Source organism: Limnohabitans sp. Rim8 (assembly GCF_945869175.1).
GTDB lineage: Bacteria > Pseudomonadota > Gammaproteobacteria > Burkholderiales > Burkholderiaceae_C > Limnohabitans_A.
The window spans coordinates 1-17,059 of sequence record NZ_CAMBNZ010000064.1 but is presented as its reverse complement, the minus strand read 5'-3'; the positions used below and the strand labels follow the sequence as shown (position 1 = coordinate 17,059).

Annotated in this window: 18 protein-coding genes; 14 read left to right on the top strand and 4 right to left on the bottom strand. The window is 59.8% G+C overall.

The genetic code is table 11. The features are described 5' to 3' along the window. From Q0O19_RS10275 to ettA, 3 genes are all read left to right on the top strand, one after another. A partial coding sequence (locus Q0O19_RS10275) for a tripartite tricarboxylate transporter substrate binding protein (RefSeq protein ID WP_295522658.1) occupies window positions 1–803 on the top strand: 803 nt, incomplete at its 5' end. Window positions 804–892: 89 nt separating this feature from the next. Continuing rightward, entirely contained in the window at window positions 893–1,918 is a 1,026-nt protein-coding gene (locus tag Q0O19_RS10270) for a 3'-5' exonuclease (RefSeq protein ID WP_295522656.1), read from the top strand. 90 nt (window positions 1,919–2,008) lie between these two features. Continuing rightward, complete coding sequence (ettA, locus tag Q0O19_RS10265) at window positions 2,009–3,670, top strand: energy-dependent translational throttle protein EttA (protein WP_295522654.1); 1,662 nt, start codon at window positions 2,009–2,011, stop codon at window positions 3,668–3,670. A gap of 63 nt (window positions 3,671–3,733) precedes the next feature. On the opposite strand, the gene Q0O19_RS10260 is transcribed toward ettA, so the two are convergent. Then, entirely contained in the window at window positions 3,734–3,925 is a 192-nt protein-coding gene (locus Q0O19_RS10260) for a hypothetical protein (protein WP_295522676.1), read from the bottom strand. 180 nt (window positions 3,926–4,105) lie between these two features. On the opposite strand from Q0O19_RS10260, the gene Q0O19_RS10255 reads away from it, so the two are divergent. After that, window positions 4,106–4,825: a 16S rRNA pseudouridine(516) synthase gene (locus Q0O19_RS10255; protein ID WP_295522664.1), complete on the top strand. Its 720-nt coding sequence runs from the start codon at window positions 4,106–4,108 to the stop codon at window positions 4,823–4,825. Here the strand turns inward: Q0O19_RS10255 and Q0O19_RS10250 are convergent. Continuing rightward, window positions 4,822–5,640, bottom strand: a complete 819-nt coding sequence (locus tag Q0O19_RS10250; RefSeq protein ID WP_295522652.1) for an alpha/beta hydrolase — start codon at window positions 5,638–5,640, stop codon at window positions 4,822–4,824. The two genes, Q0O19_RS10255 and Q0O19_RS10250, sit on opposite strands and share 4 nt — an antisense overlap. A gap of 91 nt (window positions 5,641–5,731) precedes the next feature. Here Q0O19_RS10250 and Q0O19_RS10245 point away from each other — a divergent pair, with 91 nt between their 5' ends. The 9 genes from Q0O19_RS10245 (at window position 5,732) to ntrC (ending at window position 15,271) form a co-directional block, all read left to right on the top strand. Beyond that, a complete protein-coding gene (locus Q0O19_RS10245) occupies window positions 5,732–6,676 on the top strand; it encodes a beta-propeller fold lactonase family protein (RefSeq protein ID WP_295522650.1) in 945 nt (314 codons plus the stop codon). Between the two features lie 16 nt (window positions 6,677–6,692). Beyond that, a complete protein-coding gene (locus Q0O19_RS10240; protein ID WP_295522662.1) occupies window positions 6,693–7,514 on the top strand; it encodes a polysaccharide deacetylase family protein in 822 nt (273 codons plus the stop codon). A 4-nt stretch (window positions 7,515–7,518) separates the two neighbouring features. Beyond that, on the top strand, window positions 7,519–8,481 hold the full coding sequence (locus tag Q0O19_RS10235) for a sterol desaturase family protein (protein WP_295522648.1): 963 nt from the start codon (window positions 7,519–7,521) through the stop codon (window positions 8,479–8,481). A gap of 48 nt (window positions 8,482–8,529) precedes the next feature. Then, the gene (locus Q0O19_RS10230; protein ID WP_295522646.1) at window positions 8,530–9,468 is read left to right on the top strand and encodes an EI24 domain-containing protein; all 939 of its coding nucleotides are present in this window, start codon (window positions 8,530–8,532) and stop codon (window positions 9,466–9,468) included. A 52-nt stretch (window positions 9,469–9,520) separates the two neighbouring features. After that, entirely contained in the window at window positions 9,521–10,354 is an 834-nt protein-coding gene (locus Q0O19_RS10225; RefSeq protein ID WP_295522644.1) for a molybdopterin-binding protein, read from the top strand. A 216-nt stretch (window positions 10,355–10,570) separates the two neighbouring features. After that, window positions 10,571–11,986, top strand: a complete 1,416-nt coding sequence (glnA, locus tag Q0O19_RS10220) for a type I glutamate--ammonia ligase (RefSeq protein WP_295522642.1) — start codon at window positions 10,571–10,573, stop codon at window positions 11,984–11,986. Between the two features lie 105 nt (window positions 11,987–12,091). Next, on the top strand, window positions 12,092–12,541 hold the full coding sequence (locus Q0O19_RS10215; RefSeq protein WP_295522640.1) for a hypothetical protein: 450 nt from the start codon (window positions 12,092–12,094) through the stop codon (window positions 12,539–12,541). Window positions 12,542–12,586: 45 nt separating this feature from the next. Continuing rightward, complete coding sequence (gene glnL / locus Q0O19_RS10210) at window positions 12,587–13,651, top strand: nitrogen regulation protein NR(II) (protein WP_295522639.1); 1,065 nt, start codon at window positions 12,587–12,589, stop codon at window positions 13,649–13,651. A gap of 36 nt (window positions 13,652–13,687) precedes the next feature. Further along, window positions 13,688–15,271, top strand: a complete 1,584-nt coding sequence (gene ntrC, locus Q0O19_RS10205; RefSeq protein ID WP_295522660.1) for a nitrogen regulation protein NR(I) — start codon at window positions 13,688–13,690, stop codon at window positions 15,269–15,271. Window positions 15,272–15,290: 19 nt separating this feature from the next. On the opposite strand, the gene Q0O19_RS10200 is transcribed toward ntrC, so the two are convergent. Next, on the bottom strand, window positions 15,291–15,581 hold the full coding sequence (locus Q0O19_RS10200) for a 2Fe-2S iron-sulfur cluster-binding protein (protein WP_295522637.1): 291 nt from the start codon (window positions 15,579–15,581) through the stop codon (window positions 15,291–15,293). Window positions 15,582–15,703: 122 nt separating this feature from the next. On the opposite strand from Q0O19_RS10200, the gene Q0O19_RS10195 reads away from it, so the two are divergent. Continuing rightward, a complete protein-coding gene (locus Q0O19_RS10195; protein WP_295522635.1) occupies window positions 15,704–16,600 on the top strand; it encodes a DMT family transporter in 897 nt (298 codons plus the stop codon). Between the two features lie 25 nt (window positions 16,601–16,625). On the opposite strand, the gene Q0O19_RS10190 is transcribed toward Q0O19_RS10195, so the two are convergent. Further along, a partial coding sequence (locus tag Q0O19_RS10190) for a pseudouridine synthase (RefSeq protein ID WP_295522633.1) occupies window positions 16,626–17,059 on the bottom strand: 434 nt, incomplete at its 5' end.

Below are 17,059 nucleotides of genomic sequence, written 5' to 3'. Positions count from 1 at the left end.
CCAAGCTGGGCGTGCCGGTGGTCATCGACAACAAGCCCGGTGCCGGGGCCATCATTGGCATCGATGCGGCGGCCAAGTCGCCCGCCGATGGTTACACCCTGGTCATGAGCACCTCGGGCACTTTTTGGCAAAACCGCATCTTGTATTCCAAGCTGCCCTACAACCTCGACAAAGACCTGACGCCGGTCACCGTGTTCCCATCGGGCCCTTTGGTGGTGGGCATCAACGAGAAAATCCCGGCCAACAACATGGCCGAATTTGTGGCTTGGGCCAAGAAAAACCCGGTGTCCATGGGCACCTACGCCCCCGGTTCTTACCCGCACATGGTGGCCGACCAGACCAATCGGGTGCACGGTACCCAAATCCAGTCGGTGCACTACCGGGGTGAAGCGCCCATGTGGCTCGACGTGGCTTCGGGCCAATCGCAAATTGCCATCGGCAGCTACTTGGCCTTCAACGCCGTGGCCAGCCGCGGGGTGCGACCCATTGGCGTGACCGGCAGCTACCGTTCGCCCAAACTGCCCAACGTGCCCACCCTCATGGAGCAAGGCGACACCGCCAAACTGGTCACGCTGGAAGGTGGTTTGCCCTTGGTCGCGCCAGCTGGAACGCCTGAAGCGGTGTTGAAACTGCTGGCCGACGAAGCCGTGGCCTGGTCCAACACCGACAAAGCGGCCAAGGTGCGCGAGACCTTCGCCATTCCCAACAAACCCAAAAACCTGGCGGGCACCCGCAAAGACTGGGAAGCTGAAGTGCCTGTCTGGATCAAGCTGGCGGTGGATTTGGGCATCAAGCTCGACTGAGCGGGATGGGTGATGGCGCTGTCAATCGCCGGAGTTTTCTGACGTGCGAAGCAGCGCGCCCTCTTGCAGACGCGGTTTAATCTCGGCTTATGAGCAAAACAGACCAGATGAGTTTTTTCGGCTTCGAAGCCGAATCTGCTGAACAAGCAGCCCAGTCCATCAAGGCTCTGAAGCCTGTCAACACCCCGGCCTCAGTGGTGGCTTCTTCAGAGGCCACCGACCCCGAAGCCATGGCCCAAACCTTGGCGGAACACCCCGACTTTCGTGTGTTGCGCCGTTTGGTGCCGCACACCGATTACGGGCCTGTCAATGGGCAGGCCACGCAGCGGGTGATCGTGCTGGACACCGAAACCACCGGTTTGGACAGCAAGAACGAAAACATCATCGAGTTGGCCATGCTGTCGGTGTTGGTGGACTTGGCCACAGGTTTGCCCGTAGGGCCAGTCACCATTTACGAATCGTTTGAAGACCCGGGCAAGCCGATCCCTCCCCAAATCACCGATATCACGGGCATTGACGACAGCATGGTCAAGGGTTTGCGCATCGACGATGCCGCAGTGGCTGCGTTGGTGGAGCAGGCCGATCTGATCGTGGCGCACAACGCCGGGTTTGACCGTCCGTTTGTCGAGGCACGTTTCCCGGTTTTTGCACGCAAGGCTTGGGGCTGCTCGTTTCAGGGCATCGACTGGAAGAAAGAGGGCAGCGGCTCGGCCAAGCTGGAGTTTTTGGCAACCGAGCGCGGCTGGTTTTACGACGCGCACCGAGCGCAGGTGGACTGCCATGCGCTTTTGCAGGTGCTCTCTGCGCCGCTGACCGATGGGCAGACCGGCTTGGCCCGTTTGCTGGCCGGGGCCGGGCAGACCCGTTACAAACTCCGGGCCACTGGGGCACCCTTCGAGTCCAAAGACAAGCTCAAGGCCCGGGGCTACCGCTGGGACGGTGAAGGGCGGGTTTGGTGGTGCAGTTTGGCTTCGCAGGATCTGCTGGAAGCCGAGTGCGTGTGGCTCAAGGCCGAGGTCTATGGCCGCCGCAACGCCAGTGTGCTGATTGAGGCCATGGACAGCCTGGTGCAGTTTTCGGCACGGCCTGGCCAGCAGACAGGCCGAGAGTTGTAGGCGCACTGCCTTCGGGCGATGCGCATTTGGGGTGCGTCACGCCAAGCGGGGATAATGCGCCCTTATTGGTATTTTTTCAGGTAGTTATTCATGGCTCAATACGTATTTTCGATGAACCGGGTCGGCAAGATCGTGCCGCCCAAGCGTCACATTCTCAAAGACATCTCCCTGTCGTTCTTTCCTGGTGCCAAGATCGGCGTGTTGGGCACCAACGGTTCGGGCAAGTCCACCCTGCTCAAGATCATGGCGGGCATAGACAAAGAGATCGAAGGCGAAGCCATCCCGATGGCGGGCCTGAAGATCGGATACCTGCCCCAAGAGCCGGTGATGGACCCTGAGCAAACCGTGCGCGAAGCGGTGGAAAGTGGCATGGGCGAAGTCAAGGCGGCGCAAGCCCGCTTGGAAGAGGTCTACGCCGCCTACGCCGAAGAAGACGCTGACTTTGACGCTCTGGCCGCCGAGCAGGCCCAGCTCGAAGCCATCATCTCCACCGCTGGCGACGCCTCAGAGCACCAGCTCGAAATCGCGGCCGACGCGCTGCGCCTGCCAGCATGGGACGCCATCATCGGCAAGTTGTCGGGCGGCGAAAAACGCCGTGTGGCATTGTGCCGCTTGCTGCTGTCGCGCCCCGATATGCTGCTGCTCGACGAACCCACCAACCACTTGGACGCCGAATCGGTGGACTGGCTGGAGTTGTTCTTGCAGCGTTTTTCGGGCACCGTGGTGGCCATCACCCACGACCGTTATTTCCTGGACAACGCGGCCGAGTGGATTTTGGAACTCGACCGGGGCTCCGGCATTCCTTACAAGGGCAACTACTCCAGCTGGCTGGAGCAAAAAGACGCCCGTTTGGCCACCGAGCAGCGCACCGAAGATGCCCGCTCCAAGGCCATGAAGAAAGAATTGGAGTGGGCGCGTGCCAACCCCAAAGGCCGTCAGGCCAAAAGCAAGGCCCGTTTGGCCCGTTTCGAGGAGCTGTCGGACCACGAATACCAAAAGCGCAACGAGACACAGGAAATTTTCATCCCTGTGGCCGAGCGCTTGGGCAATGAAGTGTTCGAATTCAAGAACGTCAGCAAGTCCTTTGGCGACCGTTTGCTGATCGACAACCTGAGCTTCAAGGTGCCTGCGGGCGCGATCGTCGGCATCATCGGCCCGAACGGTGCGGGCAAATCAACCCTGTTCAAACTGATCGCGGGCAAAGAGCAACCCGACAGCGGGGAAGTCACGATTGGCCAGACCGTGCGCATGGCCTTTGTGGACCAAAACCGCGACGACCTGGACAACAACAAGACCGTGTGGGAAGACGTTTCGGGTGGTCTGGACATCATCAACGTCGGCAAATTCCAGATGGCCAGCCGTGCCTATTGCGGCCGCTTCAACTTCAATGGTGGCGACCAGCAAAAGAAGGTCGGCATGCTGTCGGGCGGTGAGCGGGGTCGTTTGCACCTGGCCAAAACCTTGATCGAAGGCGGCAACGTGCTGCTGCTGGACGAGCCCTCCAACGATCTGGACGTGGAAACCCTGCGGGCGCTGGAAGACGCGCTGCTGGAATTTGCGGGCTCCATCATGGTCATCAGCCACGACCGCTGGTTCCTGGACCGCATTGCCACGCACATTTTGGCCGCCGAAGGCGATAGCCAGTGGGTGTTCTTTGACGGCAACTACCAAGAATACGAAGCCGACAAGAAAAAGCGTTTGGGCGAAGAGGGTGCCAAGCCCAAGCGCGTGCGTTTCAAGGCCTTGAAGTAATCCGCCGCTTTGCACAAAACAACGGGCCCTTAGTGGCCCGTTGTCGTTGGGAGAGGGCGGGCGTCAGTTGAGCTGAGCCCGCGCTTTATCGGCCCACAGTTGCAGGTTGTCAAAAAGACCTTCCTGGCTGAAAGAGCAGCTTTCCCCGCTGAACAAGGCGCTGGACTCGATGCGGTCGAGCAAATCATTGAGCACGGTGCTGAATTTTTCGGGCAAGGGCAGGCTGGCCGCTTCGCGTCGCCACAGCCGGAGCATGTCCTGTTGCGGCAAAGCGCCAAGGCGGCAGTTCGCCAAGGCATCGTTCATGCGGTTGAGGGTGTCAAGGGCTGTGCTCATCGGCCGTGTCTCCTGCAAATGTCGGTATGCCAAATCCTGAATGACAGGGTGGTTTCGCGGCGACAATCATGCCCCATGAAAGCCAAATCTCTCAAACCCATGCGCCTGGAAGACATTCTGTACAGCCAGGGTTTTGGCACCCGCCGCGTCTGTGCCGGACTGGTGCAGCAAGGCCATGTGCAAGTACAGGGTAAAACGGTCACCGATTCGGGTGAATTTTTTGACTTGCAGGGCCTGCACTTCACGGTGCAAGGCACCGAGTGGCCTTTCAAAGAGCACGCGTATGTGCTGCTGAACAAGCCCACAGGCACTGAGTGTTCGCAAAAGCCCTCGACCTGGCCGAGCATTTACACCTTGCTGCCCGCGCCTTTGCGCCAGCGCCCTCAAAAAGCGGCGGTGCAGGGTGTGCAGGCTGTGGGCCGCTTGGACCAAGACACCACGGGTTTGTTGCTGCTGACCGACGACGGCCAGTTCATCCACAAGATGAGCTCACCCAAACACCATGTGCCCAAGGTGTACGAGGTCACCACCAAGCACCCGGTCACCCCCGAGATGGTGGACAAGTTGCTTGGCGGCGTGGTGCTGGACGATGACCCCAAGCCGGTGAAAGCCGCCGCCTGCGAGGCGGTGAGTGAGATGCATCTGAAGCTGACGTTGACCGAAGGCAAATACCATCAGGTCAAGCGCATGTTGGCGGCGGTGGGCAACCGAGTCGAGGGGCTGCACCGTTCGCAAATCGGCGGTCTGGTTTTGAACGATTTGGCCCCCGGCTATTGGCGCTGGTTGACCGACGAAGACTTGGCCTTGCTCAAGCCCTAAAGCTGCTCAATGAAGTTCTGCACGGCCTGTGCCACGAGCTTGGGCTGATCGCGGTGAGGCGAGTGGCCGCAATCGGCGAGTTTGAGCAACTGCGCATGGGGTAGCTCGAGCGCCAGATCGTCGATCTGCGCCATCGTGCCATAAGGATCTGTTTCTCCCTGAATGGCCAGCAAGGGCGCTGAAATGCCCCGCAGTTCAGGCCGAATGTCGAAACTGCGAAAGGCCTCGCTCAGCCAGACATCATTCCACTGCCAAAACGCACTGTCCACATCCGCGTGGAAAGGGGCCAAGCGTTGGCGCAGGGGGCCATTTTCGTAAGCGTTCTTGGCGGCGATGATGGCTTGAATGGACAAGTCTTCCACCATGACATGGGGTGCCATGACCACGCAGCCCGCCACTTCAAAACGGCTGGCGTGAATCAGCGCGATGGTGCCGCCATCCGAGTGGCCCAGCAACACAGGTCTTTCAATGCCCAGGCTCTGCAGCAAGGCGGGCAGAACTTCCAGCGCTTCGTGGTGCATGTAGTCGGGCAATAAACGACCTTGGCGCTGACTGGACTCGCCCACCAAGCGTGACGGCCCGCGCACATCGGGCACGGGCTCGGATTGACCATAACCCCTTCTTGAATAAACCCAGGCTTCACAGCCAAGCTGCTGGCACAACTGGGCCGGCCAGTCGCGCCACAGGGCCACGCTGCCCAAACCTTCGTGCAAAAAGACCAAAGTGTTTGGGCTGTGGCCCGTCGAGTGTCTGGGCAGGTGCAAGACCTCCAAATTTTGGTTTTTAACAACCACGGTGGAAACAGGGTATGGCATGGAATAGACAAAAGTGGCGATTACACTTAGCAGTGATTTTGAAGGCGTTTTTGTGAATTATTTGCGTTTTGTTGTTCGGTTGTTCGTTTTGATGGCTTGCAGTTTCCAAACGCTGGCAGCGAAGGCACAAGCCCCTGTTTTTGTACTCAATTCTTTGGACGGCAACGTCAGTGTGATCGACACCGTCACCTGGACGGAGAAAAAACGCATCCCCACGGGCAAAGAGCCCCACCATTTGTACCTCACGCCCGATGAAAAGTCGGTCATCGTGGCCAATGCCATGAGCGATTCCTTGACCTTTATCGACCCCCGCACCGCCCAGGTGCAGCGAACGGTCACCGGTATTCTGGACCCCTACCACCTGCGTTTTTCACCCGACATGAAATGGCTGGTGATCGCCGCCAACCGCCTGAACCATGTGGACATTTACCGTTGGGACGGACACAACGCGGCTTTGGTCAAGCGCATCCCCACGGGTCAAACGCCCAGCCATTTGTGGATCGACAGCAAAAGCCAGGTGGCTTGGGTGACCATGCAAGACAGCAACGAGGTTGTGGCCATTGATTTGGGCACGCAGACGCTGCGGTCACGCTCTCCTGTGGGTGCTGTGCCTGCCGATGTGTTTGGCACCCCAGACGACAAATTTTTGCTGGTGGGCCTGACGGGCGGGGATGGCGTGGAGGTTTACGACATTGCAGGCAAACAGCCCCAACTGGTCAAAAAAATCCCCACAGGCAAGGGCGCACATGCCTTTCGGGCGCTGGGAGACCAACGCCATGTCATGGTCAGCAACCGGGTGAGCAACACAATCAGCCAGATCGATTACCAGAGCATGAGCGTGGTGGCGCAGTTCCCGGGCCCCTCCGGTCCGGATTGCATGGACATCACGGCCGATGGCAAAACGATCTTGGTGGCCTCGCGTTGGGCCAGAAAACTCACGGTGATCGACATCGCCACGCGCAAAGTGGTGCGACAAGTCCGTGTGGGTAAATCGCCCCATGGGGTGTGGACACTGGACCATGCGCCGCGCCATTGAAACCTGGCCCGGCCTGATGGCCATGGTGCTGTGCGGGGGCAGCACCGCTGTGTCCGCGGCTTTGTGTGACAAGCCGGTTTACCTCACCCTGGACACGGGACACATGGGCGTGGCGCCCCTGATGGCCGAGGTGCTTCAGCGTCACCAGGTCCAAGTCACCTTTTTTGCGGCGCAAGAAAAAACCCGGGTGGGGGACGGCACTTTGGGTGAGTACTGGGCACCCTGGTGGGCTGCGCGCGGCGCGGAAGGCCATGCCTTTGCATCCCACACATGGGACCATGCTTACTGGCGTGCCGACCTGCAAGAGGGGCCCCATTCCGGGGCTGTGCAGAAATTTCGCATCCGTCCCAGCGCGGGTTTGCAGGCCGGCCAGAACCTGATTTGGACGGCGAAAGACTATTGCGATAACTTGCGACAGGCCGCCCAGCGCTTGCAGGTGCTCACAGGTCAAGCCCCGTTGCCGCTGTTTCGGGCCCCGGGCGGTAAAACCTCCCCGCGCCTGATCGAAGCGGCGCAGCAATGCGGTTTTGCCCATGTGGGCTGGGCCGATGCGGGTTTTTTGGGCGATGAGTTGCCCAGCGGCGCGTACCCCAACGCACAGCTGCTGCAAAAGGCGCTCAAGAACATCCGTGCTGGCGATATCTTGATGGCGCATCTGGGCATTTGGTCGCGCCAAGACCCTTGGGCACCCGCCGTCTTGGAGCCCTTGATCGTGGGTCTGAAGGCGCGCGGCTTGTGCTTTGCCACTTTGCGAGAGCATCCGGCTTACCGCGACTGGATTCGCCAACGTCCCTTGACCCTTCAGTCGCCTTCGGTTTTGCCGGATTCGAGACAATGAAGGCATGAATTTTCTGATCGAAACTTTTGAGGGTCTCCAGCAAGCGCTGTTTGAAAGTGTTTTGCAGCCCATCGCCTTTGCTCTGGGGCATGGTCATTTGCTGGAAAAGGCTTATGAGGGCGCGGGGTGGGTGGTTGTGGGTTTGCTGCAAATCGCGGTCATGGTCACGGTGATCGGCCCAATGCAACGCCTGTGGCCCGCCGAGTCGCAAAAAGACCGTCAAGCGCTTGGGGTGGATGTGTTGTACACACTCATTCACCGTTTGGGCTTGTTCAAATTGGGCATGTTTTTCACGCTCGACTTCGCTTTGGAACAGGGTTGGGGCGTCTTGCGCAGCCAAGGCTGGCCCACCTTCCATTTGGACAGCGTGTGGCCCGGTGTCACCGATGTGGCCTGGGTCAGTTTCGTGCTGTACCTGGTGGTTTTTGATTTCGTGAACTACGCCATTCACCGGGCGCAGCACCAGTCCAGCGCTTGGTGGGCCTTGCACTCCTTGCACCATGCGCAGCGCCAGATGAGCATGTGGAGCGATAACCGCAATCACCTGTTGGACGACATGCTGACCAGTGTGGTCGTTTCGGCCCTTGCTTTGCTCATCGGGGTCGGGCCAGGCCAGTTCGTGGCGCTGGTGGCCATCGGACAATTGAGCGAGAGCTTCCAGCACGCCAATGTGCGCATGTGGTTTGGCCCGATTGGTGAGCGGCTGTGGGTCAGCCCACGTTTTCACCGCAGGCACCACAGCATTGGCATCGGTCATGAGTTCGACAGGCAAGACCGAAAAGTCTTGGGTGGCTGCAACTTTGGCGTGCTGCTGCCTTGGTGGGACCAGTTGTTTGGGACAGCCGATTTTCAGCAACGTTACGACCCTACAGGCGTGCGGGATCAGGTGGAGCAGGGCCGAGACTATGGGCAGGGTTTTTGGGCGCAACAGTGGCAAGGGGTGCTGCGGTTGATGGGCAGGGCTTGAGGGTGTCCCTCTGAGTTGCGGACACGCCTGACTGTTAAGCTTTCACCCATGAAACTCCTGATCGACTCCTTTTGGCGCGCGGCCATCTATTGCCTGTACCCCCGGGTGATCGGTTTGTCGGTTTTACCCTTGGTGCTGATCGTGGCCGTGTCCTGGCTGCTGGGCTATTTGTATTGGGACACGGCCATCACATTTGTGCGTGGCTGGCTCGATGACAGTGCGGGGCTGGCCTGGGTTTGGCGCTGGCTGGAAGGGGTGGGATTGCCCAATCTGAAAACCGTTGTGGCGCCCTTGCTCGTCATCTTTTCTTTCACACCCCTGGTGGTGGTGGCCTCCTTGTTGGCGGTGTCGTTTTTGATGACGCCGGCCCTCACCCGTTTGGTGGCCGAGCGGCGATTTGGGGGGTTGCAGCGCAAGCAAGGGGGCAGTTTGCTCATGGGTTTGTGGTGGACCTTTTTCTCGCTGCTGCTGGCGCTGGGTGCGTTGGTGCTCACCTTGCCCATGTGGCTGGTGCCGCCGCTGGCCTTGTTGCTGCCCGCCTTCATCTGGGGTTGGCTCACTTACCGGGTCATGGCCTTTGATGTGCTGGCCGAATTTGCCAGCACCGATGAGCGCGAGACCCTCATGGCCCGCTACCGCATGGGTTTTTTGAGCATGGGGGTGATCACCGGGCTCATGGGCGCTGCGCCGAGTTTGGTGTGGGCCTCAGGTGCCTTGTTTGCAGCGGCTTTTGTGATTTTGGTGCCTGTGGCCATCTGGATTTACACCTTGGTGTTTGCGTTTTCCTCTTTGTGGTTTGCGCACTATGCGCTGTCGGCTTTGCAAGCCTTGCGTGCAGAGCCCCTAAGCGCTTCGGTGGATGAGGTGTTGGACGCTGTGCCGCCCTCAGACACCGCCGCTTCACCCCACACGGCAGCCCGGCTCGGTGCGGACCCTCAGGCCAAATCGGACAGCGTCACCGATGTGGTGCCGCGCACGAGCGCCTGACCGTTGGGCATGCGTGCGACTTTTTTGACTCCCATTCCATTATCCTGAATCCATGACTTCCCATACGCCCCCCACCTTTGGCCTGATCATCATTGGCGACGAAATCATGTCTGGCAAACGCCAGGACAAGCACATGCCCAAAGTCATCGAACTGCTGAACGAGCGTGGCTTGACCTTGGCTTGGGCCGAGTATGTGGGGGATTCGCCTGAACGCATCACGTCGACCTTGAAACGGGCTTTTGAATCAGCCGATGTGGTGTTCAGCTGTGGCGGCATTGGTGCGACGCCCGATGACCACACGCGACAATGTGCGGGCAAAGCCTTGGACGTCCCGCTGGCTTTGCACCCCGAGGCCAAGCTGTTGATACAAGAGCGCATGCAAGACACCGCCAAAGAGCAGGGCGTGGCTTACGATCCAGACCGCCCCGACAACATCCATCGCTTGAACATGGGCACTTTCCCTGCGGGCGCAGACATCATTCGCAACCCGTACAACAAAATTCCCGGCTTCAGCTGCCGGGGCCAGGGCGGCGGGGCGGTGCACTTTGTACCGGGTTTCCCGGTGATGGCCTGGCCCATGATCGCCTCGGTGCTGGACGCGCAGTACAGCGTCTATTTCCGTCAAAACGCCTATGTGGAGAAGTCGGTGATCGTTTTGGGTGCGATGGAAGCCACCTTGACGCCACTCATGGAGTCCATCGAATCTGCGCACCCGGGCGTGAAGGTGTTCAGCCTGCCCAGCGTGGACCATCCGCAATGGGGCCGTCACATTGAATTGGGGGTCAAGGGCGAACCGACCCCTGCCGAGGCCGCTTATGCTGACTTGCGAGAAGGTCTTAAGGCTTTCACCCTGGATTACGGCCCCGAATTGGTGCGTCAGGCCTGATTGCACCAAAATAATGCAAAATTGCACCATAAAAGTGCATTGCCATGGCCCATGTCAGGGGCGCTGACGTCCTTTTTTATGCAGAGCCCGAACCCACTCGGGGCGGCTCAGGGCACAATCACGGGTTGTTGGGTGACGTGGTGGCGGCCAAGTTGGCACAGAAACTGCAAGACCTGCAAGCAAGCTTTTTAACCCCTTTCCATTCAGGAGAATTTGATGGCCAAGACCGTCGCAGACGTGATGAAGATGGTGAAAGAGAACGAAGTCAAGTTCATTGACTTTCGTTTCACCGATACCCGTGGCAAATGGCAGCACATCACTGCGCCCGTGTCGCAGTTTGACGAGAGCAAGTTCGAAGACGGTCAAGCGTTTGACGGCTCTTCGATTGCGGGCTGGAAAGGCATTGAAGCTTCGGACATGTTGTTGATCCCTGACGCCAACAGCGCCATCATTGACCCCTTCTTTGAAGAAGTCACTCTGGTTTTGATCTGCGACGTGATCGAACCCACAGACGGCAAAGCTTACGAGCGTGACCCACGTTCGATCGCCAAGCGCGCCGAGACTTACCTCAAGCAATCGGGCTTGGGCGACACCGCCTACTTCGGTCCAGAACCCGAATTCTTCTTGTTCGACGACGTGCGTTGGAGCACCGAGCCGAACAACACCTTCTACGCCATCGACGAAGCCGAAGGCCCATGGAACAGCGGCACGAAAATCGAAGGCGGCAACTCCGGTCACCGTCCTCGCGTCAAGGGCGGCTACTTCCCCGTGCCTCCTGTCGACAGCACGCACGACATGCGCAGCGAAATGTCCCTGATTCTCGAATCCGTGGGCATCCCGGTCGAAGTGCACCACCCCGAAGTGGCGGGTGCCGGCCAGTGCGAAATCGGCACACGTTTTTCCACTTTGGTTGAACGCGCCGACTGGACACTCTTGCAAAAGTATGTCATTCACAACGTGGCCAATGCCTATGGCAAAACCGCCACCTTCATGCCCAAGCCATACGCGGGCGACAACGGCTCCGGCATGCACGTTCACCAGTCTATCTGGAAAGACGGCAAAAACCTGTTCGCCGGCAATGGCTACGCTGGTTTGTCTGAATTCGCCTTGTTCTACATCGGCGGCATCATCAAGCATGCCCGTGCCCTGAACGCGATCACCAACCCCGGCACCAACAGCTACAAGCGTTTGGTGCCTCACTACGAAGCCCCGGTCAAGTTGGCGTACTCGGCCAAGAACCGTTCCGCTTCGATCCGCATCCCCAACGTCGCCAGCGACAAGGGCCGCCGCGTGGAAGCGCGTTTCCCCGATCCATTGTGCAACCCTTACCTGGGCTTCGCAGCCTTGTTGATGGCCGGCTTGGACGGTATCGAGAACAAGATCCACCCCGGCGAAGCAGCGACCAAAGACCTGTACCACTTGCCTCCAGAAGAAGACAAATTGGTCCCCACCGTTTGCTCCAGCTTGGATCAGGCCCTGGACGCACTGAACGCAGACCGCGCTTTCTTGACCAAAGGTGGTGTGTTCACCGACTCGTGGATCGACGCTTACATCGAATTGAAGATGCTAGAAGTCAATCGCAGCCGCGTCGAAGTGTCGCCTGTCGAATACGACATGTACTACTCGCTCTAAGCGGATATGCACGGCATTGCACCCACCCGTGCAATCCCCCAAAGGACGGCTTCGGCCGTCCTTTTTTTTCTGGCCCTGTGCCTGTGTCTGGCCGGTGGTGATCGCGTGTCTGCCCAAGAAGCCATTTACCGCTGTGGCCAGGAGTACACCAACGTCCCGAGCGATCCGAGCCACTGCGAGCGACTGCCTGAGCAATCGGTCACCGTGATTTTGGGTGTGCGCCTACAGCCAGTGGTGCCCAAGCTTGCGCCCCAAGCCGTCACGCCCCCCCAAGCGCTTACCGCGGTCAGTCCGCGCACCTTATTGGCGCAAGACTTGGCGCGTTTGGAAAAACAGCACCAAGCTTGGGCGCAAGAAGTGGTGATGCTCCTGTCCCAAACCGGCACAGCGGAATACGGTGCAGCCCCCAAAAACCAGGACCGCGTGGCTGCGCTGCAAGTGGCCATGGAGCGGGCCGAACGAGAGATCGAGGCCCTGCAGCGGCAAAGGGACCATGGCCCCAAACCGGCCACGCCCCTTGCCACGCCCATGGCCACAACCGTTGCCAAGCCCTGACAAGGCTTGGCCCCGCCAAGACCCACGCGCCCATTGAGCCCCCAAATGACCCCGCCCACCTCCCGATTTCAGGCTTTTGACTTGTTGGCCACCCCCGTGGCTGTGTTGCAAGGCCAAGGGCGCGTGCGTTTTGTCAACGCCGCGCTCGAAGACGCCTTGGGCATGTCCCGGCGCACACTGTATGACGCGCATCTGCCCGATTACTTTCTCGACCCACAGCCCTTGGTCACGGCCTTGGTGGGCGCGCAGTCGAACGAATTTGCCGCCCTGCGCTACGAAGCCCAGCTGCGCCGCTTGCACCATGAAGACACATTGCCCGTGCATGTGATCGTGGCACCGTCTGACCAAGCCGATGAGGTGATCGTGGAGTTGCTGCCTGTGGAGCAACAAACCCGGCAAGAGCGCGAAGAGCGCTTGTTGGACCAGGCGCAAGCCAACAAAGAGCTGATCCGCAACCTGGCACACGAAATCAAGAACCCACTGGGTGGCATTCGTGGCTCTGCCCAGCTTCTTGAAATGGAGCTGAGCGACAAAGAGCTGACCGAGTACACGCAAGTCATCATCCACGAGGCCGACCGCCTGCAGACCCTGGTGGACCGCTTGCTGGCCCCGCACCGCAGGCCGCATGTGGTGGGCGATGTCAACATCCACGAGGTGTGCGAGCGGGTGCGTGCCCTGATCTTGGCTGAGTTTCCCAAGGGCCTGAAAGTGGTGCGCGATTACGACATCTCGATTCCGGAGTTTCGGGGTGACCGCGAGCAACTCATTCAGGCGGTGCTCAACATCTCACACAACGCCGCTCAGGCTTTGCAAGAGCGCATTGCACAAGGCAACGCGGTGATCACATTCCGAAGCCGCATCTTGAGGCAAGTCACGTTCGGAAAGCAGCGTTACCGCCTGGCATTGGAATTGCATGTGATGGACAACGGGCCTGGTGTTCCAGACTCGATCAAGGACCGCATTTTCTTCCCATTGATTTCGGGACGCGAAGGGGGTTCTGGCCTGGGGCTGACATTGGCGCAAACCTTTGTGCAACAGCACCACGGCATGATCGAATGTGACAGCGAGCCCGGCCGTACGGACTTCAAGATTTTGATACCGTTGCCCTGATAGCCCATTCCTGTGAACACTGAAAGCGCTACGTTGATGAAGCCGATCTGGATCGTAGACGATGACCAATCCATCCGCTTTGTGCTTGAAAAAGCACTTTTGCGGGAAGGCTTGCCCACGCGCAGTTTCACCAACCCGCGCGAGGTTTTGAAGGCGCTGGACACCGAGAGCGAAGCCGATGGGCCGCAGGTGCTGGTCAGCGATATCCGCATGCCGGGTGGGTCTGGCTTGGATTTGCTGGCCACCATCAAGCAACGCATGCCCGCTTTGCCGGTCATCATCATGACCGCGTTCTCGGATCTGGACAGCGCCGTGTCGGCGTTTTCCAGTGGCGCTTTCGAGTACCTGCCCAAGCCCTTTGATTTGCCCAAGGCGGTGGAACTGATCCGCCGTGCCGTGGGTGAAAGCCAGCGTGAAGATGTGGCCGAAGAAAAAATGGCCGATGCGCCCGAAATGCTGGGCCAAGCGCCCGCCATGCAAGACGTGTTTCGCGGCATTGGCCGTTTGGCACAAAGCCATGTCACGGTGTTGATCACGGGCGAGTCTGGGTCGGGCAAAGAGTTGGTGGCGCATGCGCTGCACAAACACTCGCCGCGTGCCAACCAAGCTTTTGTGGCCATCAACACGGCGGCCATTCCCAAAGACTTGCTGGAGAGTGAACTCTTTGGCCACGAGCGGGGTGCCTTCACGGGCGCTCAAGCTTCGCGTCGGGGCCGGTTTGAGCAGGCCGATGGGGGCACATTGTTTTTGGACGAAATCGGCGACATGCCCTTTGACTTGCAAACACGCTTGCTGCGGGTGTTGTCAGACGGTCACTTTTACCGGGTGGGCGGGCACACTGCCGTCAAGGCCAATGTGCGCGTGATTGCCGCCACCCACCAAGATTTGGAACAGCGCGTCAAAGAAGGCGTGTTCCGTGAAGACTTGTTCCACCGCCTGAATGTGATCCGTTTGCGCTTGCCCGCCTTGCGCGAGCGGCGTGAAGATGTGCCTGTATTGGCCCGTTTCTTTTTGCAACGCAGTGCACAGCAGCTGGGCGTGGAGCCCAAGCGCATCGCCGATGTGGCGCTGGAGCGTTTGAGCCACTTCCATTTTCCGGGTAACGTGCGTCAGTTGGAAAACATTTGCCACTGGCTCACGGTGATGGCCCCTGCCCAAGTCATTGAGGTCAAGGACTTGCCGCCGGAAGTACTGGCCTTGCCAGCGGGTTCTGCCGGTGCGGCCGTGCCTTTTTCTGCTTTGTCGTCCGGTGTGGGCGGTGCGCTGGTGAGTACGGATGAGCTTGTCGCCTCGGGTAGATTGCCTGCGCAGGGTGAGTTGAACAGCGAAGCTGCCCTGCATGCTTTGAACGGCGCGGTGGATCTGCAGGGCTTGGCCTCCACAGGCGTGGCCGCTGCTGTATCGGGCTGGGAGTCGGGGCTGGAACAAGAAGCGCTGTCTTTGCTCAACGCGGGACGCACCGATGTGTGGGACGTGATGACCCGCCGCTTCGAAACCAGTTTGATTCAATCGGCGCTGGCCACCACCCGGGGCCGCCGCATTGAAGCGGCTCACAAACTGGGCATCGGGCGCAACACCATCACCCGCAAAATTCAGGAACTCGGTATCGACGAGGCTTGAGCATCAGCAGGAGCAGCGTTCAGGCCAAGGGGTCTTGCAGCACCACATCGCTCAGGGGCCGTGCCACGCAAGGCAGCACGCAACCTTCGGCTTTTTCTTCGGCCGACAGGCCGGGCCATGCCATTTCATAGTGCACCTGACCTGAGACCAGTTGGCCTATGCAGGTTCGGCAAGTGCCCGATCGGCAGGAGCTGGGCCAATGCAAGCCCCCTTGCTCCAGCGAGTCGAGCAAGCTTTGTGTTTTCCAGGCGTCAAAACTGCCGCCATCGGGGGCGATGCGGGCATTGAAAAAAGGGATTTCAGTCGACATGGTGGCCGAGTTTAGTTCCTCTGGGCCGAGCGGGATGGGCGGCTGACCACGGTTTGCCTTGCGTGACAGCCTCGGGCCTCAGGCTGTGCCAAGATCACCAACCAGAGACCTGTTCGTTGCCTGTGAATCCATCCCCCCCTCAACGCCCCCTGTCCAGCCAAGCTTGGATGCAGCCGGGCATCTTCTTTGCCGTGCTGGCCATGGCCAGCCTGAGCTTCAGTGACGTCACCAGCAAATGGGTCATGCTGAGCGTTACACCCGTGATGGTGCTGTGGTTTCGCTACGTGGTGCAGGCCTTGGGCACTGCCCTGGTGTTGGCCCCGCTGCGGGGGCGGGCCATGTGGCGCACACACAGCCTGCGCTGGCAGTTGCTGCGTGGCCTGCTCATGGTGACGTGCAGCTTGCTGGCTTTTTACTGCTTGCAGCGCATGCCTGTGGCCGAGTTCACCGCCACTGTCATGCTCACCCCCTTGGCGCTCACCGCGCTGGCCCGCTTTGTCATGAAGGAGCAGGTTTCCAAGCTGCGCTGGCTCATGGTGGTGGGTGGCTTGATCGGGGCCATGTTGGTCATTCGCCCGGGTGGGCAGGTCGACCCATCGGTGGGCTGGATGGCGCTCACCGTGGTGTTGACTTACGCCGTGTTTCAGGCAGTGACCAGCCACATGACGCGGACCGAAGACCCGGCTGTGATGCAGCTCTACACCGGCTGGGTGGGCTGGGCGGTGAGCACGCTGCTGGTGGCCAATGCCTGGGTCACGCCGCAAAGCTTGCACGAATGGACACTGCTGCTTGTGGTGGGCTTGGCCGCCACCCTGGGCCAATACCTGCTGATCGTGGCTTTTTCCAAAGCCCCGGCGTCGGTCGTTTCACCTTTTTTGTACACCGGGGTGGGCTTTTCCACCCTGATGGGCTGGTGGCTGTTTGACCACATGCCCGATGCGCTGGCCTTCACGGGGATGGGCTTGGTGGTGCTGTGCGGTGTGCTGTCGGGTCGCATTCAAGGCAGAGGCAAACCCTGAACGCTAAGTGCCAGAGAGGTCACCGTCAATGGGCGGCCATGTAAGGCGACTGGGCCGACCATTGCACCGGGGCCTGAAAGTTCAAGGCCTCCTCGGTGAAAGGGTGCACAAAGGCGAGTTCTTGCGCGTGGAGCAGCAGGCGGGGGCTGAGCGCCTTGATCTCCGGGGGGGCGTACAGCGAGTCGCCCAGCATGGGGTGACCGATGCTTTGCAGGTGAACGCGCAGTTGGTGGGTGCGGCCGGTGACGGGCTCAAGTTCAATCAGGCTGGCGCTGTCGCTGGTTTGCAAAGTGCGCCAGCGGCTGCGGCTGGCTTTGCCATCGGGGTGGATGATGTGCAGCGGGCGGCGTTCCCAGTCGAGCAGGATGGGGCCGTCAATCGTGCGCCAGCCGTCCTCGTCGGGCAGCTCGGCCGCTTGGGTTTGTTCTGGTTGCCCAGCCACCACCGCCACATAGCGCT

Excerpts from the sequence above, each read along its gene's own strand:
- Q0O19_RS10230 (WP_295522646.1), top strand. The coding sequence starts at position 8,530 with ATGAAACTCCTGATCGACTCCTTTTGGCGCGCGGCCATCTATTGCCTG.
- glnA (WP_295522642.1), top strand. The coding sequence starts at position 10,571 with ATGGCCAAGACCGTCGCAGACGTGATGAAGATGGTGAAAGAGAACGAA.
- ntrC (WP_295522660.1), top strand. The coding sequence starts at position 13,688 with ATGAAGCCGATCTGGATCGTAGACGATGACCAATCCATCCGCTTTGTG.
- glnL (WP_295522639.1), top strand. The coding sequence starts at position 12,587 with ATGACCCCGCCCACCTCCCGATTTCAGGCTTTTGACTTGTTGGCCACC.
- Q0O19_RS10245 (WP_295522650.1), top strand. The coding sequence starts at position 5,732 with ATGGCTTGCAGTTTCCAAACGCTGGCAGCGAAGGCACAAGCCCCTGTT.
- Q0O19_RS10250 (WP_295522652.1), bottom strand. The coding sequence starts at position 5,640 with ATGCCATACCCTGTTTCCACCGTGGTTGTTAAAAACCAAAATTTGGAG.
- Q0O19_RS10225 (WP_295522644.1), top strand. The coding sequence starts at position 9,521 with ATGACTTCCCATACGCCCCCCACCTTTGGCCTGATCATCATTGGCGAC.
- Q0O19_RS10260 (WP_295522676.1), bottom strand. The coding sequence starts at position 3,925 with ATGCTCCGGCTGTGGCGACGCGAAGCGGCCAGCCTGCCCTTGCCCGAA.
- Q0O19_RS10255 (WP_295522664.1), top strand. The coding sequence starts at position 4,106 with ATGCGCCTGGAAGACATTCTGTACAGCCAGGGTTTTGGCACCCGCCGC.
- Q0O19_RS10240 (WP_295522662.1), top strand. The coding sequence starts at position 6,693 with ATGGCCATGGTGCTGTGCGGGGGCAGCACCGCTGTGTCCGCGGCTTTG.
- Q0O19_RS10235 (WP_295522648.1), top strand. The coding sequence starts at position 7,519 with ATGAATTTTCTGATCGAAACTTTTGAGGGTCTCCAGCAAGCGCTGTTT.
- Q0O19_RS10200 (WP_295522637.1), bottom strand. The coding sequence starts at position 15,581 with ATGTCGACTGAAATCCCTTTTTTCAATGCCCGCATCGCCCCCGATGGC.
- Q0O19_RS10270 (WP_295522656.1), top strand. The coding sequence starts at position 893 with ATGAGCAAAACAGACCAGATGAGTTTTTTCGGCTTCGAAGCCGAATCT.
- ettA (WP_295522654.1), top strand. The coding sequence starts at position 2,009 with ATGGCTCAATACGTATTTTCGATGAACCGGGTCGGCAAGATCGTGCCG.